The sequence below is a fragment of the Thalassospira sp. genome, from assembly GCF_048059015.1.
Taxonomy (GTDB): Bacteria; Pseudomonadota; Alphaproteobacteria; order Rhodospirillales; family Thalassospiraceae; genus Thalassospira.
In genome coordinates this window covers 428,520-453,186 of record NZ_JBLLNT010000002.1, presented here as the reverse complement: position 1 = coordinate 453,186, position 24,667 = coordinate 428,520, and the positions used below count along the sequence as shown (strand labels likewise).

24 protein-coding genes are annotated in these 24,667 nt (G+C 54.0%); 12 read left to right on the top strand and 12 right to left on the bottom strand.

Annotation, left to right across the window (positions count from 1 at the left end; genetic code table 11):
* The first annotated feature begins 19 nt into the window (after positions 1 to 19).
* From ACMZ66_RS02815 to ACMZ66_RS02805, 3 genes are all read left to right on the top strand, one after another.
* On the top strand, positions 20 to 457 hold the full coding sequence (locus tag ACMZ66_RS02815; protein ID WP_416934210.1) for a YeeE/YedE family protein: 438 nt from the start codon (positions 20 to 22) through the stop codon (positions 455 to 457).
* Positions 454 to 882 carry a DUF6691 family protein gene (locus tag ACMZ66_RS02810; protein WP_416934208.1) on the top strand — a complete coding sequence of 143 codons (429 nt, stop codon included), beginning with the start codon at positions 454 to 456 and terminating at the stop codon, positions 880 to 882. Before ACMZ66_RS02815 ends, ACMZ66_RS02810 begins: the two co-directional genes overlap by 4 nt.
* 200 nt (positions 883 to 1,082) lie before the next feature.
* Positions 1,083 to 1,808: a glutamine amidotransferase-related protein gene (locus ACMZ66_RS02805; protein ID WP_416934206.1), complete on the top strand. Its 726-nt coding sequence runs from the start codon at positions 1,083 to 1,085 to the stop codon at positions 1,806 to 1,808.
* Positions 1,809 to 1,844: 36 nt separating this feature from the next.
* Here the strand turns inward: ACMZ66_RS02805 and ACMZ66_RS02800 are convergent, their stop codons facing one another.
* A complete protein-coding gene (locus ACMZ66_RS02800) occupies positions 1,845 to 2,825 on the bottom strand; it encodes a carbon-nitrogen hydrolase family protein (RefSeq protein WP_416934204.1) in 981 nt (326 codons plus the stop codon).
* A 133-nt stretch (positions 2,826 to 2,958) separates the two neighbouring features.
* Between ACMZ66_RS02800 and ACMZ66_RS02795 the strand changes: the two genes are divergently transcribed.
* The 4 genes from ACMZ66_RS02795 (at position 2,959) to ACMZ66_RS02780 (ending at position 6,548) form a co-directional block, all read left to right on the top strand.
* Positions 2,959 to 4,629 carry an adenylate/guanylate cyclase domain-containing protein gene (locus ACMZ66_RS02795; RefSeq protein WP_416934202.1) on the top strand — a complete coding sequence of 557 codons (1,671 nt, stop codon included), beginning with the start codon at positions 2,959 to 2,961 and terminating at the stop codon, positions 4,627 to 4,629.
* A gap of 248 nt (positions 4,630 to 4,877) precedes the next feature.
* Positions 4,878 to 5,354: an Hsp20 family protein gene (locus ACMZ66_RS02790; protein WP_416934201.1), complete on the top strand. Its 477-nt coding sequence runs from the start codon at positions 4,878 to 4,880 to the stop codon at positions 5,352 to 5,354.
* Between the two features lie 16 nt (positions 5,355 to 5,370).
* Positions 5,371 to 5,637 carry a DUF1150 family protein gene (locus tag ACMZ66_RS02785; RefSeq protein ID WP_416934199.1) on the top strand — a complete coding sequence of 89 codons (267 nt, stop codon included), beginning with the start codon at positions 5,371 to 5,373 and terminating at the stop codon, positions 5,635 to 5,637.
* A 173-nt stretch (positions 5,638 to 5,810) separates the two neighbouring features.
* Positions 5,811 to 6,548: an alpha/beta fold hydrolase gene (locus ACMZ66_RS02780; RefSeq protein WP_416934604.1), complete on the top strand. Its 738-nt coding sequence runs from the start codon at positions 5,811 to 5,813 to the stop codon at positions 6,546 to 6,548.
* Positions 6,549 to 6,569: 21 nt separating this feature from the next.
* Here ACMZ66_RS02780 and ACMZ66_RS02775 read toward each other — a convergent pair whose 3' ends face one another.
* The 7 genes from ACMZ66_RS02775 to cobA form a co-directional block, all read right to left on the bottom strand.
* The gene (locus tag ACMZ66_RS02775) at positions 6,570 to 7,322 is read right to left on the bottom strand and encodes an MBL fold metallo-hydrolase (protein ID WP_416934197.1); all 753 of its coding nucleotides are present in this window, start codon (positions 7,320 to 7,322) and stop codon (positions 6,570 to 6,572) included.
* 200 nt (positions 7,323 to 7,522) lie between these two features.
* Positions 7,523 to 9,013 (bottom strand): PAS domain S-box protein, encoded by a 1,491-nt coding sequence (locus ACMZ66_RS02770; RefSeq protein WP_416934195.1) that lies wholly within the window; start codon positions 9,011 to 9,013, stop codon positions 7,523 to 7,525.
* Between the two features lie 631 nt (positions 9,014 to 9,644).
* Positions 9,645 to 10,109, bottom strand: a complete 465-nt coding sequence (locus ACMZ66_RS02765; RefSeq protein WP_416934193.1) for a YcgN family cysteine cluster protein — start codon at positions 10,107 to 10,109, stop codon at positions 9,645 to 9,647.
* Between the two features lie 88 nt (positions 10,110 to 10,197).
* On the bottom strand, positions 10,198 to 11,532 hold the full coding sequence (locus tag ACMZ66_RS02760; protein ID WP_416934191.1) for a cobyrinate a,c-diamide synthase: 1,335 nt from the start codon (positions 11,530 to 11,532) through the stop codon (positions 10,198 to 10,200).
* Between the two features lie 78 nt (positions 11,533 to 11,610).
* On the bottom strand, positions 11,611 to 12,225 hold the full coding sequence (locus tag ACMZ66_RS02755; RefSeq protein ID WP_416934189.1) for an SCO family protein: 615 nt from the start codon (positions 12,223 to 12,225) through the stop codon (positions 11,611 to 11,613).
* Positions 12,226 to 12,400: 175 nt separating this feature from the next.
* Complete coding sequence (locus ACMZ66_RS02750; protein WP_416934188.1) at positions 12,401 to 13,177, bottom strand: sulfite exporter TauE/SafE family protein; 777 nt, start codon at positions 13,175 to 13,177, stop codon at positions 12,401 to 12,403.
* A gap of 116 nt (positions 13,178 to 13,293) precedes the next feature.
* On the bottom strand, positions 13,294 to 14,157 hold the full coding sequence (gene cobA, locus ACMZ66_RS02745) for a uroporphyrinogen-III C-methyltransferase (protein WP_416934186.1): 864 nt from the start codon (positions 14,155 to 14,157) through the stop codon (positions 13,294 to 13,296).
* A 248-nt stretch (positions 14,158 to 14,405) separates the two neighbouring features.
* On the opposite strand from cobA, the gene ACMZ66_RS02740 reads away from it, so the two are divergent.
* The 3 genes from ACMZ66_RS02740 to ACMZ66_RS02730 all read left to right on the top strand — a co-directional run bounded on the left by ACMZ66_RS02740 (position 14,406) and on the right by ACMZ66_RS02730 (position 18,687).
* Positions 14,406 to 15,527 carry a cobalt-precorrin-5B (C(1))-methyltransferase gene (locus ACMZ66_RS02740; RefSeq protein ID WP_416934184.1) on the top strand — a complete coding sequence of 374 codons (1,122 nt, stop codon included), beginning with the start codon at positions 14,406 to 14,408 and terminating at the stop codon, positions 15,525 to 15,527.
* Positions 15,528 to 15,601: 74 nt separating this feature from the next.
* Positions 15,602 to 16,387, top strand: a complete 786-nt coding sequence (locus tag ACMZ66_RS02735; protein WP_416934182.1) for a cobalt-precorrin-6A reductase — start codon at positions 15,602 to 15,604, stop codon at positions 16,385 to 16,387.
* A 152-nt stretch (positions 16,388 to 16,539) separates the two neighbouring features.
* Positions 16,540 to 18,687 (top strand): methyl-accepting chemotaxis protein, encoded by a 2,148-nt coding sequence (locus ACMZ66_RS02730; protein ID WP_416934180.1) that lies wholly within the window; start codon positions 16,540 to 16,542, stop codon positions 18,685 to 18,687.
* A 79-nt stretch (positions 18,688 to 18,766) separates the two neighbouring features.
* Here ACMZ66_RS02730 and ACMZ66_RS02725 read toward each other — a convergent pair whose 3' ends face one another.
* A complete protein-coding gene (locus tag ACMZ66_RS02725) occupies positions 18,767 to 19,774 on the bottom strand; it encodes a complex I NDUFA9 subunit family protein (RefSeq protein ID WP_416934178.1) in 1,008 nt (335 codons plus the stop codon).
* A gap of 215 nt (positions 19,775 to 19,989) precedes the next feature.
* A complete protein-coding gene (locus tag ACMZ66_RS02720; protein ID WP_416934176.1) occupies positions 19,990 to 20,895 on the bottom strand; it encodes an SDR family oxidoreductase in 906 nt (301 codons plus the stop codon).
* 234 nt (positions 20,896 to 21,129) lie between these two features.
* Between ACMZ66_RS02720 and ACMZ66_RS02715 the strand changes: the two genes are divergently transcribed.
* Positions 21,130 to 21,954, top strand: coding sequence for a tetratricopeptide repeat protein (locus ACMZ66_RS02715; protein ID WP_416934174.1), 825 nt, complete (start codon positions 21,130 to 21,132; stop codon positions 21,952 to 21,954).
* A 34-nt stretch (positions 21,955 to 21,988) separates the two neighbouring features.
* Positions 21,989 to 23,071 (top strand): substrate-binding domain-containing protein, encoded by a 1,083-nt coding sequence (locus tag ACMZ66_RS02710; protein ID WP_416934172.1) that lies wholly within the window; start codon positions 21,989 to 21,991, stop codon positions 23,069 to 23,071.
* Positions 23,072 to 23,114: 43 nt separating this feature from the next.
* Here ACMZ66_RS02710 and ACMZ66_RS02705 read toward each other — a convergent pair whose 3' ends face one another.
* A complete protein-coding gene (locus ACMZ66_RS02705; protein ID WP_416934170.1) occupies positions 23,115 to 23,927 on the bottom strand; it encodes a class I SAM-dependent methyltransferase in 813 nt (270 codons plus the stop codon).
* Complete coding sequence (locus ACMZ66_RS02700; protein ID WP_416934168.1) at positions 23,924 to 24,598, bottom strand: glutathione S-transferase family protein; 675 nt, start codon at positions 24,596 to 24,598, stop codon at positions 23,924 to 23,926. Before ACMZ66_RS02700 ends, ACMZ66_RS02705 begins: the two co-directional genes overlap by 4 nt.
* Between the last annotated feature and the right edge of the window lie 69 nt (positions 24,599 to 24,667).

The following is a 24,667-nucleotide window of genomic DNA, read 5'->3' as shown; positions in this document are numbered from 1 at the left end:
TCATCTCACTACGGATTTTATGATGGAAAACTTCACGCCCGTTTCCGCCCTGATTGGCGGCGGACTTATTGGTTTGGCCTCTGGCCTTTACCTGCTGCTCAATGGCCGTATTGCCGGTATCAGCGGTATCGTCGGTGGTCTTTTGTCACCATCCAAAGACGGATCGGCAATGATCGAGCGCATCGCATTCGTTCTTGGCCTGATCATTGGCCCACTTCTTTTGATGTCTGGCACGTCGATTGAAGCCCAAAGTGTCGTAACCAGTCCGCTTCCGGTCATCATTGCGGCAGGCTTACTTGTCGGCATCGGCACGACGATCGGCAGTGGCTGCACCAGCGGCCATGGCATTTGCGGCCTGTCACGTTTCTCACTGCGTTCGCTTGTTGCGACTCTTTCCTTCATGGCTGCGGGGTTCATCACCGTTCTGATTACCCGCCATCTATTGGGAGTTGCATGATGCGTATTTTGGTATCCCTGATTTGCGGCACCCTGTTTGGTGCAGGCCTTTATATTTCAAGCATGATTGATCCGCAGAAAGTCCTTGGCTTCCTTGATATCTGGGCTATTGCCGATGGCGGCTGGGACCCGAGCCTTGCCTTTGTCATGGGCGGTGGTCTTGCAGTGGCCATGCCGATCTTTCAATTCGCAAAGAATCGCAGCCAGGCCGTTTGCGGCGGCGACATGAGCCTTCCGACCAATAAGGCGATCAACCGTCGCCTGATCCTTGGGGGCGTCTTGTTTGGCACCGGATGGGGTCTGGTCGGGTATTGCCCGGGCCCGGCATTAAGTGCCCTCGCCTTTGGGCAGACCGATACGGTTCTTTTTGTTGTCGCGATGCTGGCCGGAATGGCTGGTGCACGCGCATTACACTGGAATAGCTGACGCCACCCGTCAGTGGCCTGCGACCTTGTAGTCCCACACCCCAAGGATCGCAGACCGTGCAACCGCCCGTGCATTCCGCCGGGCGGTTTCGCATTTCCGGTCAAAAATCGCGTGAATTCTCGCAGCACCGGGCTTGTTTTTGGCGTTAAAATCCCATAACTGAGCTACAGCGCCACATTGAAGTCTATAAAGGTCTCTGCATGAAGATCGGCATTCTTGAACCGGGGCTCGCACCGGAAGAACTTCGCGAAGAGTTTAAAAGCTATCCAAAGATGTTGGAAAAACTCCTTGGCGATGTCGACCCAAGTCTTGAGTTTGAAAGCTGGACCGTCTTGCAAGATGAGTTCCCTGCATCAATCAATGAAGCAGATGGCTGGGTGATCATGGGCTCCAAACACGGCGTTTATGAAAATGCGCCCTGGATGATCCGCCTTCAGGAATTCCTGCGCGAAGCCGTCGGTGCCGGTCAGCCAGTATTTGGCATCTGCTTTGGCCATCAGATCCTTGCCACAGCACTTGGCGGCAAAGTGGTCAAGTCCGACAAGGGCTGGGGCGTTGGCGTTCATGAATATGCAGTCTCGGCCGGCAACAGTGACTGGCTGGCGGGAACCCCGTCCACCATCCGCATCAATGCCCTGCATCAGGATCAGGTTGTTGAACTGCCCGAAGGTGCGACCGTCTGGGCAAGCTCGGATTTCTGCCCCTATGCCGGTCTGCAATATGGCGATAATGCTGCATCAATCCAGCCGCACCCGGAATTCATGCGTCCTTACGAGGAAGCATTGCTGGAACTCCGTCACGATCTGTTCCCGGATGACGTCTATGCAACGGCGGTCGAATCGCTTGAAACCCCGATTTCGAGCACTGATTTCGCAACGTCGCTTGTGAAATTCCTGACCAAAAAGCGCGTCAAAAACGCCGCCTGACCCATAGGTCAGGCGCGCGCAACCCGGTCGATCAAATCAATCGACAAAGCGGCCCGCCGTTTGACGACGGCGGTCAATTTCAAGTTTCAGGATATCCGGGCGGGAATAATGCCCGACCGGATCGAAATTCTGCCGTTCCCGACGCACAAGACCATGATCAATGGTCGCGGTTTTAACCGCTTCGATCCCGACAATCGGTTCGATCACGTAACTGCCATCCGGTGCCACCAGACAGGACCCACCATTGGCCAAGAACTCGTTATCCCCGTTCCCGGCAAGAATGCGATCAAGATGCGGGGTTGATTGCGGGAAATCTGACACCCGCATCAGACCTGATACCGACATCACATAGGATCGGCCTTCTTGGGCCAGAAACGGCGTGATCTGTGTGTTGCGCTCGCCACCCGGCCAGCAGGCGAAATGGAAATCCTCGCCATCGGCATAAAGTGCTGTGCGCGCAAGCGGCATCCAGTTTTCCCAGCAATTCAGACCACCAACGCGAAAAGCACCAAGCGCATGGGTTCGCAAACCATTGCCATCACCGGGTGACCATGTCAGGCGCTCTTCATAAGTCGGCATCAATTTGCGATGGACTGATCCAATCACGCCGGTCGGATCGATATAAACCAGTGAACAGAACCCGCTGTGACCACCGCGATCCATCGGCCGTTCATAAATGCCAAGATACACTGCAATCGAATGATCACGCACCAATGCGCAAACTTCATCAAGATCACCGCGTTCAATAACAATCGCCTGATCCAGATATAGCGCATGGAGCTCCTTCTGGGTGGGATCGTTAAACCGCGCACCATCGGTGCGTTCGATCCAGAACGGATATCCCGGCAATAGCGTTTCGCCAAAGCCGACCAACTGCGCGCCTTGGCCCGCGGCATCAGAAATCGCATCCTTGATTTTCGAGATGGTGGCCTTCTGATCAAGCCAGACCGGGGCAATTTGCGCGATTGCGACGTTAAGTTGATCTTTAGAGGGGCTGGGATTTACTGCGTGTGACATTTGGGGCGCTATTCCTGACATAACTTGTTTATGATTGGACATCATAATGGGGCGGTCGTTAGGTGAAGTCGCGATCACTTAAGCACGCAACCAATTCGCAGCAAACAGATTTTCAGCAACGTGGCGGAACACAATGATTCAGAGCTTGCGACTGTATTCAGGACTGACACTGTTCGCCTATGTCCTGATCCATTTGCTGAACCATTCGGCCGGGATCGTCTCCCCCGAACTGATGAGCGATTTCAGCGAATTCACGACCGAGATCTGGCAATTCCCACCACTTGAAATCTTGTTGCTGGTATCACTGATTGTCCATTTCCTGCTGGCCACCGCACGTTTGACCAGTCGCCGTACCTTGCGCCTGCGCACCTCGGAATGGGCACAGATGATACTAGGGCTGTGTATTCCGTTTTTGCTGTTTCGCCATATCATCGCAACGCGCGTGATCGAACTTGGCTTTGATGTGTCATCGGAATATGAGCGCGTCCTGCTTGATCTGGCGGTATTTATTCCGTTTCAGGGGTTCTTGCAGGCAGTCTCGGTCATCGTCGTCTGGGCGCATGGTTGCATCGGCATTCATTTCTGGCTGCGCGTTAAACCGTTCTATCCAAAATGGCGCAATGCGTTGGGCACCTTTGCCATCCTGATCCCGACATTGGCCTTGGCGGGTTATGCCGCAGCCGCAGCCGAAATCATTCGCCGCACCGAGGAAGGTGGGCGCAAATATGTGTTTGGCGTTCTTGAGGCCGCCGACGTCAATCAGGCAGCGATCAGCTTCTATGAAAATGCGCTAACGCCACTGACCATCATGACGATTGCACTGGCCCTTGCGCCATTTGGTGTGCGCCAGATCCGCCAGACGATTGATCGGGTCAAACGTGGTCCGATGCTAAGCCTGCCCAATGGTCGATCGGTGCGTGTGCCGCCCGGTGCCACCGCCCTTGAAGCCTTGCGCGATGCAGGCATTCCGATGGCGTCAGTCTGTGGTGGTCATGGACGTTGCACCACATGCCGCATGCATTGCGGGTCGGGTCTGGATCAACTTGCCCCACCCGGCCAGATTGAGGCCGCAGCACTTAAAAGCATTCAGGCCCCGCGCGGCATGCGTCTTGCCTGTCAGATTAGACCACAAAATGATCTGGCGGTCGCTCCGCTGATGCCGCCGAACGCCACCGCACGCGATGGCCGCCGACCAGGGGGATTGTCCGGCAGTGAAAGACAGGTTGTCTGCGTCTTTATCGACTTGCGCGATTCGACCAAGCTTGGCGAACGTAAGATGCCCTATGACGTGCTGTTCATCTTAAACCAGTTCTTTGCCGAAATGACCGAGGCCCTTCGCAGCACCGGGGGTTATTACGCCCAGTTCACCGGTGATGGGCTGATGGCGCTTTATGGTCACGAGACCGAGGATACAGATCGCACCATCCTTGAGGCCTTCGAAGGGGCGGCAGAAATGCTGCGCCGGATCGAAGGCCTAAATGAACATCTGAAATCCGAACTTCCCCATCAGCTGCGCATCGGTATTGGCATGCATATGGGCAAGGCAATCGTTGGTGAAATGGGCCCACCCGGCCGCGAAAATATCAGCGCGATTGGCGATACGATCAACACAACAGCCCGCCTGGAAGCCCAGACAAAGGGGCACGGCGTGCCATTGGTGATATCCAAGGGTCTGTTTGATCTTGGCCCGATTCCCTTGCCGGAAAACGCGGTTCTTCATGAAGTGGCGCTGCGTGGCAAGGATCAGACGGTTGCTTATTACGCGCTTGATAAAATGCCCGATCTTACACAGCGCAAGCGGTGACTCGTGCCAATCCGGTCAAAGGTAGCTGTGGGTTTCCTGTGCATAAGTTTTGCAGAGCAACATGATAGCGGCATCTCAAGCCCAAGGGCGCAGGCAACTCTTGACTATCGCGCGGAAAACCACATTTATTCGTATAGATGAAACGTTCGGTGCCGAAGGGTTCGGGTCGAACAAACGGATGCCCGAAACGCATGATGCGTGGGGTCTGAATACCAATCACACTCGCTCTGACGGAGGAGGTGCTGCAAATGTCACGGATTTCTATGTTTAACAGCCCGCTGCTTTTAGGTTTTGATCAGATCGAACGCGTTCTGGATCAGGTTTCGAAAACCAAGGCCGAAGGCTATCCGCCCTATAACATCGAGCAGATCGGTGAAAACAAGCTGCGCATCACCGTCGCAGTCGCCGGATTTGCCGAAGAAGATTTGTCGGTAACCACAGAAGACAACCAGCTGATCATTCGCGGTAAACACTCCGAGGACGACAGCGAACGTGTCTATATCCACCGCGGTATCGCGTCGCGCCAGTTCCAACGCTCCTTTGTCCTTGCCGAGGGCATCGAAGTTGTTGGAGCCCATCTGGATAACGGCCTGCTTCATGTCGATTTGAACAGACCTCTGCCAGAACCTGTCGTGCGTGAAATTGCGATTGGCTCGAACAAGAAAAAAGCTGTTCCGTCACGTACCATCGATATGAAGGTCGAAGACGAAGACGGCACTGCCTAAGCAAGGAGTGGTTAAAATGACAAACCGCACAGCGAACCACGACGCCAAAGTCACCCAGCGTGCCCCGAAGGATACCGGCCTGTTGTCGAATGTTGATTTCGCGATGTTGGGCATTCATGACTTCGCCTATATCCGGCAGGTCCCCAACAATGAAGAAGACAGCGACGAGCTGGTCTATGGCGTCTTTACCGCCGACGGCACCCATATTGCGTCTTTTGAAAGCCAGGCAGTTGCTGATGCGGCGATCCGCCAGCACGACATGGAGCCGCGCGCCGTTCACTAATTCCCTGTATCCGCCAACCGATGATGCCCGGCATTGCGGGCTCATCGGTTTGCACTTTGGGGTAACCCTGGTTGACCAACTTTACGCCTATTGAGGCACCCGTCAGTCACGTAACGCTGCACAACTGGCGCATCATCCCCAACTCGGCAAAACGCAAAGACGCCCGTCTTTTGGTGTTATCGCACGGCTTTGGCACAGACCATCGCAGTTGGCGATTGCTGTTGCCTGATCTGCTCAACCATTATGATGTCGCTGTCTATGACTTGGCTGGTGCCGGACCAAACCGGGTCGAAAATTTCGATCCCGAGCGCCATACATCCATTTCATCCTATGCAGACGATTTGCTGGCGCTGATCGACGAACAGGGTGTCAAGAAATGCGACATTCTGACGCATTCGGTTAGCGGCATGGTCGCCCTGATAGCCGCGCAAAGACGACCTGATCTGTTTACCCACATCTTCATGATTGCCCCGTCACCACGATATTTGAATGATGACGGCTACCATGGTGGTTTCGAGCAAAATGACCTCAGTGGTTTGTTTGCCGCGATGGAAGGCAGCTACAAGAACTGGGCAAACGGTTTTGCGCCGATGATTGTCGGCGATGAATTTCCGGACTTTGTTTTGGAATTTGCCGCAGGCTTGCTTGAAATGCCCATGCCCGTGGCCTTGCAAACTGCAAAATTTATATTTGAATCAGATTATCGCAGCATCTTGCCTGATATTACGGTTCCGACCGTGATCATGCAGCCCCGAAACGATCTGGCCGTTCCTGTGGCCGTGGGTGAATACCTTCAGGCCCATCTGCCACACGCCGAGCTACATATCATCGAATCTCGTGGTCATCTGCCGCACCTGACAGTTCCACAGCAAGTATTGCATTGCCTGCGGCCCTATCTCGAGAACAAATGAACCTGTCGTCCCCGAAACGCGTTAGCGAATTTCGATCACTTCGCCGGGTACTGCCATACGGACTTGTTCATTTCCCTGAATGATATTTGACATCTCGGCCCTGGCGTCGCGTTTGACGTGATAGAGCCAAAACCGCGCACCTGGCATGTCTGATGCCAGCTTTAGCACGGTTTCCAGATCGCAATGTGCGGCATGCTGCGGGTCATGGCGGGTCAGATAGGTTTCCTGAAACACCAAATCAGCACCGGTAAACAGTGCTGCGGTATCGGCGGTGACATTGCCATCACCTGAATAGGCAAATCCCTTATTCTCATAGCGCAGCAAGATCGCATGGTTCTGCACACTATGATCAGAACGCGCAAATTTGCATTCAAACGGGCCGATCTGATCAGTATCGGCAATCGAATGCCAGATGATGGTAAACGGCCATGCCGAACCAAGCCCGGTAAAGCCAAGCTCCATCAGCTTTTCCAGATGGGTGCGCAGCTGCGGACTGCACAGGATGTGAAGTGGCTTGGAGCGTCCATCATCGCGCCAATTGAGCATCACCGGCACCAATCCGAAAACATGGTCGGGATGCATATGGGTGAAATAGATCGCGTCGATCGCATCAGGGTCGGGGAACTTGCCCATCAAAACGCCCGCAACCGTCGCACCACAATCGATCAGCAGATGATAACCATCTGCCGTCACCACAACTGACGAATTTTCAAAGTTCGGGTCGAACGCCTCGCCCACCCCCAGAACATCAATGCGCAAATGATCGTTCGTCATTGCCCCACTGCCCCGTTTGTCACTTCTGTCGCCATATCCTGTTTATCAAGGGCGCTATTCTTGCGATTTCACCGCGCGCAAAGCAAGCGGTTCCGAAATGGAGCCTTGGAACATCTTCAAAATGTCATAAAAGAAAAACGGGGCAGAAACCCCTGTTTCCGCCCCGTTTTCTGTATCAGTTATGTGATCGCAGATGATGCCTATCGGGCAAGAACTTCTGCTGCCTGACGGGTTTTCACCATCGAGGATGCAACCGTATCGGTTGTCGCGCGGATCGCTTCAAGGTTTCGAGTCAGTTCTTCAACCGAGAACGCCATATCGCGCATGCTGACCGATACATTGTCGGTCACTGCCGTTTGCTGCGTCACAGCCGCTGAAATGCTGGTTGCATCATCGCGCACCGTTTCAACGGAACGACGAATGACTTCAAGCGCACCGGCAACTTCGGTCGAGATCGACTGAATGCCCGCAATCTCATTAGAGATCTGCTCGGTCGCACGGGCGGCCTGATTGGCAAGGTTTTTGACCTCGTTGGCGACAACGGCAAAGCCTTTGCCTGCTTCACCTGCACGTGCACTTTCGATCGTCGCGTTCAGGGCCAGCAAGTTAATCTGACCTGCAATGTCACGAATGACTTCGACGATGCTGCCCATTTCATCGACCACACCGGTCATGCGCTGGGTCATTTCATTGGCGTTGCTGGTTTGCTCAAAGGCACGTTCGGTTTCGGTCTGCGACTTCGCCATGCTGTGCGAAATCTCGGCAATAGATGCCGCCATTTGTTCGGTGCTAGCCGCAACATTGCGCGTCAGATCCATGGTGTTTTCAGATGCACCAACGCTGCTGCTGGTGCGGTCATTGAGAACACCAATATTGCCTTCGATCTCGGCAAAGTTGCCATCAATCATCTGTTTCAGATTGATCAGAAGCTTGGTCTGTTCGGTGATGTCGGTCGCGAACTTGATGATCTTGATCGGATTGCCAACAGCATCGAGAACCGGGTTATAGGTCGCCTCAATCCAGACTTCCTTGCCGCCCTTGCCAACGCGCTGGAACTGACCCGCCTGGAAACGCCCCTGATTAAGGTTCTGCCAGAAGGTGCGATATTCCGATGAGTTGCGCTGCTTTTCCGGCACAAATAGGCTGTGATGCTTGCCCTTGATCTCGTCGAGGTCATAGCCCATCACGGACAGGAAATTCTTGTTCGCATTCAGGATCTTGCCTTCAAGATCGAACTCGATCACGGCCTGCGATGCGCTGATCGCATCAAATACGCTTTGCAAAAGCGCGCGATCGTTCCGGCGCGCGGTAATGTCGCTGGCGAATTTAACAATCTTGATGACCTTGCCATTCGCATCGACAACCGGGTTATAGGTTGCTTCAAGCCACAGCAAGCCACCATCGCGGCGTTTGCGCGGGAACGCGCCGCTCAGAAACTCGCCATTGCCAAGCTTCTTCCAGAAACCTTTATATTCATCCGAATGCATGATTTCTTCTGGCACGAACATCGAATGATGTTTGCCAATGATGTCACGAGCCCTGTAGCCCATGACTTTTTCAAAGTTCTCGTTCGCACTCAGGATATTTCCCGATACGTCAAATTCGATGCGCGCCATTGACCGACCGAGTGCTGCAGTAACTTGCTGTTCACTGCGTGCTGCGGCGTCGCCACTAAAGAACTTGAAATTCACTTCGAAACCTTTCCGCTCTGAACGGGGCTCGCTTCTTGTCGCCCGTTACGTTGCAGGAGCGCGAACAGGGCACACCAGTCACGTGTTTCGCAATAGCTTCACCGGATCGCACATAAGAAACATGCAACCATCGCCCGAAATTGTTCGAACAATGTATCGGAAGCTTTCACTACGGATAATGCAACAGCTTATCGCTGCCCAAATGCATATCAATCCGCCGAAACAACTGACTTGGCCAGCCGCTTATTCCACTCCGTCCCACAGCAGACCCGTGCGCACACAGACCAATCTGATCAATTACCCTCCCCCTGAGTAACCGATCAGCAGTAAGAGCATATACTTCGGAATAGTTCAACAGAAATGAATTTTGGTCAGCCCAAAAGAAACCATAGATAGGTTTCTATACCTTGATGACAATCTAACGATGTCGTTTTTCTAATTTTTATAACAACAACTTAAATAGAACTCAAAGGGCGGGATCAAAGCCCCAAACTTTTTGAAGACAAGTCAGCAAAAAAGATCCAGACAACCAATCACGCGCAATCCACTACTTTAGCATAGCATGAAATCACTAATGGATTCGCGCCATGGATGTCACTGTGAGGTGATTGCAACCGATCATGCCTGATTATCAGGCAGGCCATTTGACAATGTAACGTGTCAGATCTGGATGAGCTTCCTCTTCGGGGATTGCCATACCCCGCACCGACATGCCTGCCATAAAGGTTGAATCAGGTGTTCCCGTGATCAGCGGATGCCAAGTAGGAAGACCTTTACCCTCGGCCAACAGGCGATAAGCACAGGTCGACGGCATCCAGGTCAAGGTTTCGACATTTTCCTTGGAAAGCTGAACACAATCGGGGACGTGCTGGGTGCGATTGGGATAGTCCTTGCAACGGCAAGTCTCGCAATCAAGCATGACACACGCAACCGAGGTGTAATAGACAAAGCCGTCATCCTCGTCCTGAAGCTTGTGCAGGCAGCATTTGCCACAACCATCACATAAAGCTTCCCATTCATCCTGCGTCATTTCCGCAAGTTTCTTGGTTTCCCAATAACGATCGGTTGGCATGCGGACGGTGTCTTCTTTTGTCATGGTCTCTCTCATTCGGGCCGTCATTTTCGAATGATACAGCTTAATGACAGTCCATGCATCAGGCGAAGTCACGACTGATCGCGCAAATTCAACTCTGCGCGATCATGTGGAAGAAAGACCCAAACACACTGCCTTCGACCAGACCCGCTGGCCCCAAATCCGCACCGGTCGCCGTTGTCATGCGACAGAACGGCATGCCGTCTTCGGAAAGCGTGGTTGCGTAATGGAACTCATGCCCGCGCATCTTCATGCCCGCCGGTCCAAACGCCGTTGGCATGCCAAATTTCGCCTCACGATAACCAAGATGCAGCCTGCGGGTGGCAAAGCTCGTTACCAATGGCAGAAGCCCCAGCATTTCATGGGTTTTGCCTGCCCCATCGGTCAGCTCACGCCCAAGGGTCATATAGCCACCGCATTCGCCGTAAATCACGACATCGCGCGCAGCGGCATCACGCATGGCAGCCTTGAATGTCTGTGCATTTGCCAGCGTCTCGGCATGCAGCTCCGGATATCCGCCAGGCAGATAGATCGCATCGCAATCACGATCCGGTGCTTCGTCCGCCAGCGGAGAAAAGAACGAAATCGTCGCCCCGGCACGGCGCCAGCCATCCAGAACATGTGGATAGGCAAAGGCAAAGGCCGCATCACGGGCAACGGCAATATGCTGCCCCAATGGTTTGATCGAAGCGACATCCAAATCTGTACCCGACTTCTTGTCGGATTGCGCGTCAAGACCATCAGCAAGTGCAATCAACGCATCCAGATCAACATCCTCGGCCACGATATCCGCTGCACGATCAAGGAAAGCATCCAGTTCGGGATGTTCGCCCGCCTGCACCAGACCAAGATGGCGTTCGGGCAAGATCAGATCTTCGCTGCGGCGCACCGCCCCCAGGATTGGCAAGTCCGGTAGATGTGTCTTGCAAGCATCAATGATCATCTGGCTATGGCGCGTGCTGCCAACCTTATTAAGGATCACGCCCGCGACATTGATGTCATCTCGGAAATTGGCAAAGCCCGAAATCAGTGCTGCGGCCGATGCCGACTGACCCTTTACATCAACAACCAGCACCACCGGCCATCCGGTCTGTGCCGCAAGATCGGCCGTTGATCCGCTGCCATTGGCGGCCCCATCAAACAGGCCCATCACGCCTTCGCACATCAGGAATTCTTTGCCATCTGCATGTGCGGATGCGAGTGCAGTGATCTGATCAGCACGCATTGCCCATGGATCAAGATTGATGCAGTTTGCCCGGCACGCCGCGGCCTGAAATGCCGGATCGATATAGTCCGGACCGGTTTTGGCCGCAGCAATGGTATGACCTTTACGCGTCAGTACGCGCAGCAGTGCCAAAGTCACAACGGTTTTGCCGCTGTTTGATGATGGGGCGGCAATGATGATGCCCGGTAAGCTTGCTGTCATGTGACAGGGTCTCCAATGCGAAATGGCCCGCAAATATGTCTTTGCGGGCCAAGCATATCATTATGGGAAGTTGTTTGGTCAGTCGTTCTTTTTGATCGCTTCAACCACACCCTTGGCCATGTCTTCGGGGCTGGTGCCATAGTTGAAATGACGCACGAACTTGCCGTCCCGATCCATCAGATACACAAACGACGAATGATCCATCAGGTAGGAATCAGTATTGTCTGGCTCGCCTTCCGGGATGGATTTGGCGTAATAGACGCGAAATGCCTTTGCCGCTGCCGATGTCTGGGCAACCGTACCGGTCAAGCCGACCATGCGGTCATGGAAATAAGGAACATATTCGGCAATGGCTTCGACCGTGTCGCGTTCCGGATCAACTGTGAAGAAAACCGGCGTGATTTCGTTAGCGACGTCTTCTGGCATAATATCAAGCGCATTGCCCATCACCTGAAGTTCGGTCGGGCAGACGTCCGGACAGAAGGTATAGCCGAAATAGGTCAGCATATATTTGCCCTTGAAGTCTTCCTGGGTGACGGTTTTACCATCCTGATTGACCAGCTCAAACGGGCCGCCAATGGCAGCTGAACCGGTTGATTGGGCCTCAGTTCCCATCATCATCAGGCGATAGGTCAAACCGATACCCAGAACCAATGCAATTGCCAGAATTGCCAGAAGCGTCTTTTTGCTCACGCGTCCTACCTCGTTACATCGCCGGTCTGATCGGACCGATCTTTAAGTATTCCAAACTGCACGGGCACTATAAATGCCCATGGCAATCATGCAAGACCACTGGCTGTGGGAAAGCTCACACCGGGCCATAATTCAATGATTTCATGGTGATTTCGCCAGCCCGAATTTACAGCCATCACATCAATGCCTGCGCAGCCAATGCAAACAGGATCAAACCATTAACGATCATAAGACCCCGTCCAACCGGCACCATCAGGCTGCGAAATCGCTGGGCGGCATATTGGCCAAGAAAACCGGTCACAAACAGCATCGGAACCGTGCCGAGCCCAAACACAACCATCACCATTCCACCATTTAACGGCGCCCCGGTGGCAGCAGCCATGACCAGCGCCCCATAGACCAACCCGCAAGGGATGAAGCCCAACATCACGCCCAGCCCATACCCACGAAGACCAAATGGTGCAGCAAAAAGTGGACGCAGATGATTGCCAAATACCCGGTTCCACCAGCGTGATTTACCTGTAGATGGCAGCAAGCCACCCAGATGCGGCATCAATCCCATCACCCCGAAAATAAGGAAAAACAGCCCCGCCAGAACCAGCAAAACCGGCCCGACCCAGAAGGTCTGCGCCAACACACTAATGCTGTCGGCAAAATAGCCCGCCATTACCCCAAGCAGGCAATAGGTCGTCAGACGGCCAAACTGATAGGGTAGCAACGCCGCACCGGTCAGGCGGCGCAGCTCGCTCATTTTCTCAAGCGGGAGTTTTTCCATGCGGCTGGTCACTTGCGAGATCACAAACGGTCCGCACATACCGACACAATGGGTGACGCTTCCGACCAGTCCCGCGATCAGCGCAGTCAAAAGCACCCCGCCATCGTCCTGCAGGATTTCTGCGCATTGCGCCCAGCCGCTTTCAAGGATGCGGATCAATATCTGTTGTTCGTCCATGACCCAACTTGCGCCAAACTCGATATGCGCAATTGTGACAAGTAGGCATCAGACGGACAACGATATATATCAATCCGTTGGGGGGATTTTACGAATTACCTGAATTCTATGGGCAATCAGTCTTTAAGCGGATCAGACGGGGTCGAAATCAGATCAAGAACCTGTTCAAACGGCACATTGCGAACCGATTTGACGTCATCTTGCGGTGACAGCCAGTTTAACCGGTCACGCAACCCAACCACCTTGCCAAGAATGCAGATCGCAGGCGGTTCAACACCGGCACGTTCAACATCATCAGCTGCCTTTTCAAGGGTCGTAATCAGAATGCCCTGATCTGGCGTGGTCGCCTGATTGATCACGGCAAGCGGCTCATCACCTGCGCGACCATTGGCCATCAGTTCAGACGAAATCCGACGCAGATGCTTCATCGCCATATACATGACCAGCACCGGCGCCCCCTTGGCCAGTGCCGCCCAATTGATGTTATCGGGCACTTCACCGCTTGAACCGTGACCCGTCACAAAGGTCACCGATGAATTGCAATCACGATGCGTGGTTGGAATACCGGCATAGGCCGCACCGGCGATACCCGCCGTGATCCCGGGCACAACGCGGAACGGAACGTTATGTTCAACCAGTGTCATGCCTTCTTCGCCACCGCGGCCAAAGACAAACGGATCACCGCCCTTAAGTCGCAGCACACGAAGGCCCTTTTGCGCCAGTTCAACCAGCTGAAGGGAAATATCGGTCTGTTTGGAAGACGGACGACCACCGCGTTTACCAGCATAAACACGTTCGGCATCGGGACGCAGAAGGTTCAGGATACGATCATCGACCAGCGCATCATAGACAACGACGTCGGCCTGCTGCATGGCGTTGACGGCATGAAGTGTCAGCAAACCGGGATCACCCGGCCCCGCACCCACAAGCCATACCCAGCCCGGCTCAAATACCGGGAAATCAACACCAAGCTTCGTCATCTTACGCTACTTCTATTCCATGAATTTCGGTCCATCTGTGCAGGACCGCATCAAGAGGATATGTTAAACAGCAATCAAACGATACGTCCAACATATTTCCGAGATTATTTAGTATTAATTTATAAACAACATTTAAAATGATGTTTAATTGCATTTCCGGCATTGATCAATGCGCTGCACCATCAATTCCGGCACCATAGGTAGGGTCTAGGGGCTGACCCCAAGGATTGACAGGAAAAAATCAACTGATGGCTAGAAAACCGGACGGACCACTGCGCAAGGGATGGACAACGGGGGCCTGCGCCACCGCTGCGACCCGTGCTGCGTGGCAGGCGTTGCTGTCTGGTGATTTTCCCGATCCGGTCACCATTACCCTTCCGCGCGGGGAAACCCCGTCATTTAAGCTGATCAAGGCCGAACTGGGCGATGGCTGGGCACGGGCCAGCGTGATCAAGGATGCGGGTGATGACCCCGATGTCACCCATGGTGCTGAAATCATATCGACCGTGCGTATCGGCAAACCGGGATCGGGCATCACGTTTCATGCCGGTGACGGGGTTGGAACCATCACCAAACCGGGTCTGCCCTTGCCACCGGGTGAAGCCGCGATTAATCCCAAGCCCCGCGAAATGATGGTTGGCCAGATCACCGAACTTTGCGATCAGTTTGGTGCGACGCCCGATGTCGAGATCGAGATTTCCATCCCCGGTGGTCAGGAAATTGCCGCCAAAACCTGGAACGGGCGGCTGGGGATTGTCGGCGGGTTGTCGGTTCTGGGCACCACGGGGATCGTCATTCCGTTTAGCTGTTCGGCGTGGATTTATTCCATTCATCGCGGTGTCGATGTTGCACGCGCGACCGGACGCCGCCACGTCGCCGGCGCCACAGGCAAAACATCCGAAGCCGCCATCAGGGCATTTTATGGCCTGCCCGAAGAAGCCGTTCTGGATATGGGCGACTTTGTCGGTGGCATGTTGAAATATCTGCGCAAGAACCCGGTGGAATTTGTCAGCATATCGGGTGGCTTTGCCAAACTGGTCAAACTTGCCCAAGGCCATCTGGATCTGCATAGCAGCAGATCACAGGTCGATTTCGACAAATTGGCGGAAACCGTCGGACAAAGTGGTGGTGATACATCCCTTTGCGATCAGACCCGCACGGCCAATACCGCCAAACAGGTTCTGGAACTTTGTCAGGCGGCGAACGTTGACATATCAGACACCATTGCCCGACAGGCCTGTGAAGCTGCCCGCGCGACCCTTGACGGGGCCAGCGCGATTGAAGTCGTGATCTCGGATCGCGAAGGCATCATTGTTGCCCGTCACGGCTATGGTGATTTTGACCAATTCAAACCGGTCAACCCGACCTAGACCAGAGCTTCCGAACCGGAAGCGGACCAATCGATCCAAATGAATCCACAAATAAGCAACAAGGTACTCTGCCCATGTCACTTTCCCGGCCTGCCAAACGTCCGAAACATATTCTTATTTTCGGTGGTACCGGGGACGCAAATCGGATCGCAGAAGACCTGATGCATGAATTTGGCCGCGATATCCGCCTGCAGCTATCACTCGCCGGACGCACCAGTGCACCGAGCCTTCCCGATGGTGTGCCTGTTCGGATTGGCGGGTTTGGTGGACCAGAAGGCATCATTGCCCATTTCAATTCCGAGCAGATCGATCTGGTGATTGATGCGACCCATCCTTATGCCACGCAAATCTCTGGCAATATTGCGCAGGCCTGTCACGCGGTTGCCATGCCCTGCATTCAATATCATCGCCCGGCCTGGGAACAGCTCGAAGGCGATAACTGGATCATCGTGCATTCCATCGAAGAAGCGGCATCCATCTTGCCAAACCAAGGCACCCGTGCGCTGATCGCAAGCGGGGCAAAGAACCTGCATGCCTTTGAAGGGCTTGAAAAGACTTGGCTTCTGGTGCGCACAGTCGATGCGCCGCGCGATCCGTTCGATCTAGCGCATGGCGAATGGCTGTTTGCGCGCGGCCCGTTCAGTGTTGAAAGCGAGACCGAGCTTCTGGAACGTCACGAGATCGATGTGATTGTTTGTAAAAACAGCGGCGGGGATGCAACATACCCCAAGATCGAAGCCGCGCGAAACCTTGGACTCCCGGTGATCATGATCGAACGCCCGGGCGGAGAACCGGTGGTTCAGGCATCATCGCGCGATATTATACTTAAAAGCGTTCAAAAGTTTCTCGATCAAAACTAACTTCGCAATTTTGCAATGCAGACATGACTCGACCAATTCACGGTTTGGGACAATAATGCGCGCCAATACGGCACAAAGCCGTAGGGGAAGGCGCCAGCCTTAATCGGCGCCCGATCCACAAATCCAAAAAACATTTCGTGAGTGGGAATATCATGACCGGCAACATTGGTTTGCGCGGTAGGCTGATGGCGGCGATTGTCCCCATCGCTTTACTTGCTGTTTGTGCCGCCGCATTGGCGGTGTTTTCTTTTCGACTGACTGAATCCCAGCAACAGGTTGTTACTGCAGAAGCAATCCCGGCCCTTGTCACGGGTCAGGAACTTTACACCAGCAGTGATGCCGTCATCCGGATTGCGCGCGCGGTTTCAAACGCGACCAACCATGACGAAGTTGTGGCGGCAACCTCGAAGCTGGAATCCGTTGAAAACCAGATGAACGATCATATCGCCCGTCTGGCATCGCTTGATGTTGATGGTGCGATTCTTAATCAGTTTTCGGCACAGACCGGCAACATGATCGTCAATATCCGTCGTCTTGAAGACACAATGCGCACCCTTTTCACCGCGCGTGGTGAACTTGATACCCTTTTGGAAGACGTTATCAAGGCAACCAACGCGATTGAAATCAGCGCGCGCGAGCTTTCAACCAATGCGAATATGGAACTCACCAACAATGCCGGTGAGCTTTATAGCCTGGTTGGCAAGGACGACAAAAGTGGCGAGATGTTTGATCTTCTCGACAAGCTTCTTGATGAAGATGCCCTGACCGCGCAAAGCATGTCCGAATTGCGTGCCCTTGCGCTTAAGATCCCTGATCTTGCACGTCTTTCGACCTCGGCTGCGGATATTGATGCGCTTGATCGCATCAAATTCTGGACTGGTCCGGTGGTCACCCAGATGCAGGGCAGCATCGCCGAAATCCCGGTCGAAGATCTTAAGGCCCGCTCCGAGGAAAGCTTCAAAGTTCTGCAGGCGGGTCTTGATCCGCAAAGCGCTAAAAACCTGTTCTCGCTGCGTCAGCACGAACTTGAACAGCAAGCCGTTCTGGCCGACCTTTTGGCGCAGACCACCACGATTGCCGAAGGCATTGGTGAAACCGCTGATCAGCTTCTTACGGAAATGCGCGTAAAGATCGATCACGCCAGTGACGGTGTCAGCCAGACCATCGCTTTTGCTGAAACTGTGATGCTTGCCGTGGCTGCCGCTGCGATCATCATCTCCATCCTGATCATCTGGCTTTATGTTCAGCGTAACTTGCTGGCACGTTTGATCGGGCTGAATGGTGCGATGGGTCGTCTGACCAATGGTGATCTGCGTACCCCGGTTTCCGATACCGGAACTGACGAGATTGCCGCGATGGCGCGTGCGGTTGAAACCTTCCGCGAAAACGCGCTTGAGGCAGAAGAACTTCGTGCCCAGAACAAGGCCAACGAAGAACGCGCCGAACAAAATCGCCGTGCCGCCCTTCTTGAAATGGCCGATGGTTTTGAAAGCTCGGTCAATGGACTGGTCACCGATCTTCTGACCCAGATCACTGAAATGCGCGATGCGGTCGACACCATGGCATCCAATGCCGGTGAAAACATGAACCGCGCGACCGATGTGAGTAACGCATCCCATAATGCGTCGGAAAATGTCAGTTCGGTCTCGTCTGCGACCGAAGAACTGTCTGCCTCAATCGCGGAAATCGAACGCCAGGTTTCCAAAGCTGAGGAAGTCTCACGTTCGGCTGTGGACGAAGCACGTCGTTCCGATGAAACCGTACGTCAGCTGTCTGACACTGCAGTCAAGATTGGCGAAGTGATCGAACTGATCAACTCGATTGCCGATCAGACCAACCTGCTTGCGCTGAACGCAACCATCGAGGCCGCACGCGCCGGAGATGCCGGCAAGGGCTTTGCCGTTGTCGCCAACGAGGTCAAAAACCTTGCGACCCAGACCCAGCGCGCAACCGAAGATATCAGCCAGCAGATCGACGAGATGCGCACTGTCAGTGCCGCAGCCGTTGAAATGATTTCTGCCATCGCCAACACAATTGGCGAAGTTGATACCATTTCAAGTTCAATTGCCGCTGCCATGCGTCAGCAAGGTTCGGCCACGGCCGAGATCGCTAGTGGTTCGGAAGAAGCGGCACGCGGTGTACGTGATGTGTCAGACAACATGACCGAAGTATCGCGTTCTGCCGAAGCCGTTCAGCACCTGTCGGGCAATGCCCGCGCGACGGCTGAAGAACTTCTGACCAAGGCGCACCGTCTTCAGGACGAAGCCAATGGCTTTGTCTCGCGCGTGCGCGCTGGCTAATCCGATCTCGATATTCCCAACTGCAAAGCCCCGCCGGTTTATTGGCGGGGCTTTTTTCATTTCTGGTCGTGTAATCGTCTTAGACGAAACGACGGAACTCGCCGGATTTGCGCGGCGGGCAGAACCGTTTGAGGTAGGACGGTGCAATGGCTTCCAGGCTGTTGGGCGTAATGCCAAGTTCGGCAAAGCCGTCAGAGCCTTCGGAAACCACGTTATCGGATTTCAGCAAACGCACCTGATCAGGGGTCAGTGGCGGGACCGGCAGGAACTGCAGGAAGAACGCCTTGATCGACGCCAGCCAGAACGGAACCGGCATCAGGATGGCGCGCTGACGGGTGATGCGCAGCATGTCCTGCAAAAGCGCCATGAAGGAATAGGTTTCCGGCCCACCCAACTCATAGGTCTTGCCAGCAGATTTACCCTCAACAAGGGCGGTGACAAACGCATCTGCGACATCGCCAACATAGACCGGCTGGAATTTCGGGCCACCTTCGCCATGCAGATCAATCTTGCCTTCGCCAAGGTCGACTTTCGGAAGACCCGGTGCACCAACCACCGGCAATGCCGGCGAGAAACGCGCCATGGTGGCGAATTTGTTCAGGAAGTTGTCATTCGGGCCAAAGATCACCGACGGACGGAAGATCACGGCATTCGGGAAGACTTCACGAACAGCTTTCTCACCAGCCAGTTTCGAGGTCGCATAATTGGCCGAGGCGTTTTTATCCACACCAAGTGCCGACATCTGCAGGAAGGTCTTCACACCACAGGCCTTGGCTTCTTCGGCAATGCGCTTGGCGGCCTTAACATGGATGTTCAGGAAGTTGCTGCTGCCGCGCTCATAGAGAATGCCAAGCAGGTTGATGACAGCTTCGGAACCCTCAATCGCGCCCTTGATGCTGTCTTCGTTGCGAACATCGCAGTGAACCGGAACGACCTGTCCAAGATAGCCCATCGGCTTGAGCTTCTTGACGCGTTCAAAACTGCGGGTCGGGACGCGAACGATAAAGTCACGCTCAAGCAGACGCTTGACGATGTGACGTCCGACAAATCCGGTGCCGCCAAAGACGGTTACGATACGACGATCCATGCTTGCTCTCTCCTTGCCGGTCAGAAATCTGCGGAATTATCCGACTGACCATTTGGCATCTGGTGCGCTTTGGGTCGATGCATACACAAAGTAAAACCGACCCGATCGGAATGTTATCCTGTGGACAATCATATGGTGCCCAAACAGAAGACGATATGATTGTCCGCAGGCACTTGGGTTATATACGACGCGTGTTTGCCGTCAACAATGCGGTTTTATTCAACAATCTCGTCTTTGGCCTCCAGTTTGGCCAAGATTTCATCATAAAGCGCCATCAAACCGGCGCGATAATCCGGATAGCGCAGTTTAACACCCAGTTCTTCTTTAATCCGGGTATTTGAAACGCGTTTATTATCATCATAGAAGCTGGCCGCCATCGGACTTAGCGTTGCGCTGTCAAAATCCTGTTCGGGCGGCGGATCAATGCCAAGAAGCCCGCAGGCATGAGCAATCACATCCTGTGGCGGGGCGGCATCATCATCACAAACATTATAGGCAGCTCCGCAATTGGGCTGCTTGATCGATGCCAGCACGGTCTGAGCAATGTCTTCGACATGAATGCGCGAGAAGACCTGACCGGGTTTGACAATGCGGCGTGCGCGGCCCGAGCGAACGGTTTCAAGCGCATTGCGTCCCGGACCATAAATACCCGCCAGTCGTAAACTTTGCACACAAAGCCCGTGACGACGGCCAAGGTCAAACCATGCCTTTTCCGCAGCAACCCGACGACGGCCGCGTTTGCCACTTGGCAGCAATTCATCATCTTCGGTGACATCCGCACCCTGCCGGTCGCCATAGACGCCCGTGGTCGACAAATAGCCGATCCAGGTGCCCTCAGGCAGGATTGCAAGATCACCGCCATGGTGATGGATCACCGGGTCTCCCAACCCACCGGGCGGGGCGGAAATCAAAACATGGGTGACACCATCAAGGGCAGCCTTGATGTCAGAAATTGGCTGATCATCGGAAAAGATAAAGGGTTCGATCCCGTCGGCGGCAAGCTGTTTGGCCTTTTCAGCGGTTCGGGTGGTCCCGGCAATTTTCCAGCCTTCTTCGCGAAGCTGGTCGGCAACCAGACGTGCAGAAAACCCCAATCCGAAACAGAACAGCTTATTGGTCATCAAGGCACCTTTAATCGCAAAACTGATGGTCGTTTTGCGCACAGTAGCGGGCACGCTCCGCCCAGACAAAGCCTTTTGGGTTAGAGCCAAGCCAAAAAGACGGGAACAACTATCATTATCTTGCCGTTTTCATGATGTTTGTTCCCTGATATGCGCAATCTTGCATAGTGGTTTTGATCCAAACAGCCCTATGCTTGCGCGATTGAATTTGCCCAAAACGGAGCTTTATGCACCATGTCACCACTTCGCGGTCTTTCGCAGCTCAAACGTGTTTCATCCTCGCTGTTTATTGCCGGGATCGTCAGCATCTGGGCCGCACCGCATGTTTATGCCCAATCTGATAGCAACGGCGGCATGACAGCAGAAGAAAGCCAGCAATATCGTGACTGCATCAAGCTCGCCCAGCTTAAACCCGAAGACGGGTTTGAAAGCGCGATTGCCTGGCGCGATATGGGGGGCGGGGAACCGGCACGTCATTGTGTCGCGTTCGCCCTGATTTCGCTTGGCAAATATGAAGAGGCCGCAACACGCCTTGATGCATTGGCCAAGGATAGCAAAGCCGATCCGGGCGTTGTCGCCGGGATGCTGGCCCAGGCAGGCCAAGCCTGGATGATGGCCAACAATCTTGAATTTGCCTGGCGCGATCAAAGCCGGGCCTTGGAATTGGTGCCCAATAACCCGCAGCTTTGGGTCGACCGTGCGATGGCGCTGGGACTGGCTGGGGAATATTGGGAAGCGATTGATGATCTTAACAAGGCACTTGATCTGGTGCCCAATCAGCCAGATGTGCTGATTTACCGGGCATCGGCCTGGCGGATGCTTGAAAGCTATGATCTGGCGATGAGTGATATTGAAAACGCACTTGGTCAGGAACCGCAAAACCCCCAAGCCCTGTTTGAACGTGGAAAACTTCATCAGATTGCCGGGGATAAGGACCTTGCGCGCCAAGACTGGTTAAATGTCATAGAACTTTCAAACGGAACCCCTGTCGCTGATGCGGCAAAAGCGAATATAGAAAAGATGGATGTTCGCACCGCTCCGAATACGAACCAGAATTAGATTTTTGGGTTCGCTGTGACGAGTTTCCTTGTATATGAGCGGTAGAATTTTTGACCGGGTCATGACCGGATACCTTTTGGGGGACAATATGCGTCGCACGCTTGCCTTGACTGCCATTGCCGCGTCGATCGCGTTTGCAGCCACGACTGCTGCACAGGCACGCGATCAGATCAGGATTGTCGGTTCATCGACCATCTTCCCGCTGACCACCAAGGTCGCGGAACATTATGCCAAGACCACGGGTGAACCGGCCCCGGTTGTTGAAAGCACCGGTTCTGGCGGCGGCTTTAAGCTGTTCTGCGGTGGTATTGGCGAACAGTACCCGGATATCGTTGATGCTTCGCGTCCTATTACCGGTTCGGAAACCGCGATCTGTGCGGCGAACTCGGTCCGCAATATCAGCGAAATCAAAATCGGCTATGACGGTATCGTTCTTTTGGGATCGCGTCAGGCACCGTCGATGGAAATCACCGCCCGTCAGCTGTATCTAGCCTTGGCGCGTACCATTCCGATCAATGGTGCAAGTGTGCCAAACCCGAATGAAAAATGGTCCGATGTTGATCCGACCCTGCCCGATATCAAAATCCGCGTTTACGGTCCGCCACCGACCTCAGGTACGCGCGATCTGATGGGGCAGCTTTTGATGGATCAGGGCTGTGCGACCTTCTCGGATATCGCAAGTCTTGAGGCATCCGATCCGGACAGCTTCCGTCTTCTGTGCCGCACCATTCGTGAAGATGGTGCCTATATCGAAGCAGGTGAAAACGACCGTCTGGTGATCAGCAAGCTTGAAAAAGACCCCACGTCTTATGGCGTGATGGGCTTTAACAATCTTGAGCGGAACCGTGAAAAGCTTCAGGGTATTCCGGTCAATGGCGTTGCCCCGGATTATGAAACCATTCTTGATGGCAGCTATCCGGCGTCACGTGCGCTTTATCTTTATGTCAAAGACGATCACCAGCAGCTGGTCAGATCGCTTGGCAATTTCGTCTCGACCTATGTGTCAGAAGCCGTGATTGGCGAGGAAGGTTTGCTTGCTGATAACGGCCTTGTGCCACTTACGACGGACGAGCGCGGTGAGACCATGTCTCAGGCGGCAAAGTTTGCTGGCAACTGATCCATCGGTTTAGACCCCATACCAAATCAAGAAGGGCCGGGCATCAGTCCGGCCGTTTTGCCATCCAGACCTGATTGCTGGCATATTTTGGCGGATTTCCCTGAAAGTCCGAAAATTCCGTTATCGAAACAAATCCGCAGACCTCCAGCATTAGGCGCATTTCACTGCGATGGATCCAGCGCAGGTGATGCCAGGAATCCTCCGCCCGGATGACATGGTTGTCTGGATCGATTTCCTCAAACCGCCAATGTTCGCTGAACCGCTGGGTCAGGGGATCGTTGGTGCGTTCCATCGCGGTAATCCGCAAGCGACTGCCCGGTTTTCCCACACCATCAGGCATTAGAAAGATTGGCAGTTCAACAGACTCTGGATCGCCTTCAGGCAGACAATAACGCAAATCAGGATCCATCAGATCCAGTGCAATTGCCCCGCCCGGTTTTAGATGGGCAAAGGCCCGTTCAAGCGCGCGGCGTTGATCCGCTGCATCGGTGACTTCCTGAAGTCCGCGAAACGGAATGATCACAAGGTCAAACTGCCGCCCCAGATCAAAGTCGCACATATTGCCCGAATGCCAGGTGATGTCGGGATGGTTCGCACGCGCCTGATCCAGCATTGCTGGCGATAAATCAAGCCCTTCGACAGCAATACCCAACTCGGCAATCGCCGCACTGATGCGCCCTGTACCACAGCCGAGCTCCAGCACGCCCAACTCTGATGCCAGGCTTTTGGCAATCCGGGTATAGAACGGAATGGGGTCGTCAAAGAGTTTGCGGTCTAATACGGCGCGGAGATCGTAACTTGCGGCATTCAAACCGCCTTCTGGATAGAATTCATCTGAGATGGATGAATTCGTCATTCAAAATCCAGCTCGGCATAATGGCTTGACGGCGGGAAGCTTGCCTGACGGTCGGCCAGAATATCGCGCATCGACGGACGGCTTTTGACCCGCATATACCAATCCTTGGCGCGCGGATGCTTTGACCAGTTGATATCGCCCATATAGTCGATCACCGATACTTGCGCGGCAGCAGCCAGATCGGCCATGGTCAAATGATCGCCCGCCAACCAGTTCCGGCGTTCAAACAGCCAGCCGATATAATCAAGATGATAGGCCGCATTGGTGCGCCCGGCGCGCAGCACCTTGGTATCTGGCGTTCCGGTCGAGAAGAAGCGTTTCAAAAGCTTCTCACCCAACAAATGTTCGGTCACTTCGCGGTTAAATTTGCCATCAAACCAGGCGACAAGGCGGCGGATTTCAGCACGTTCTTTGGCGTCAGCACCAAACAGTTTCGGCTCATCAGGATAGACTTCGTCGAGATACTCGCAAATGACTGTCGAGTCACACAGAACCAGCCCGCCTTCTTCTTCAAGAACAGGGACTTCGCCCGCCGGATTAAGCAGCAGGAAATCGTCGCGGCGCTCCCAAACGGGTTCGGCTTTGAGTTCGAAATCTAGTTTTTTCTCGGCAAGAACCAGGCGCACTTTGCGCGAAAATGGTGAAAGCCAAAAATGATGTAACTGACGCATAAACGTGAGGATACCCGACCAAGGATGAACGTTTTGCAAAGACGATCTGCATCGCTGCAAACAATCGCA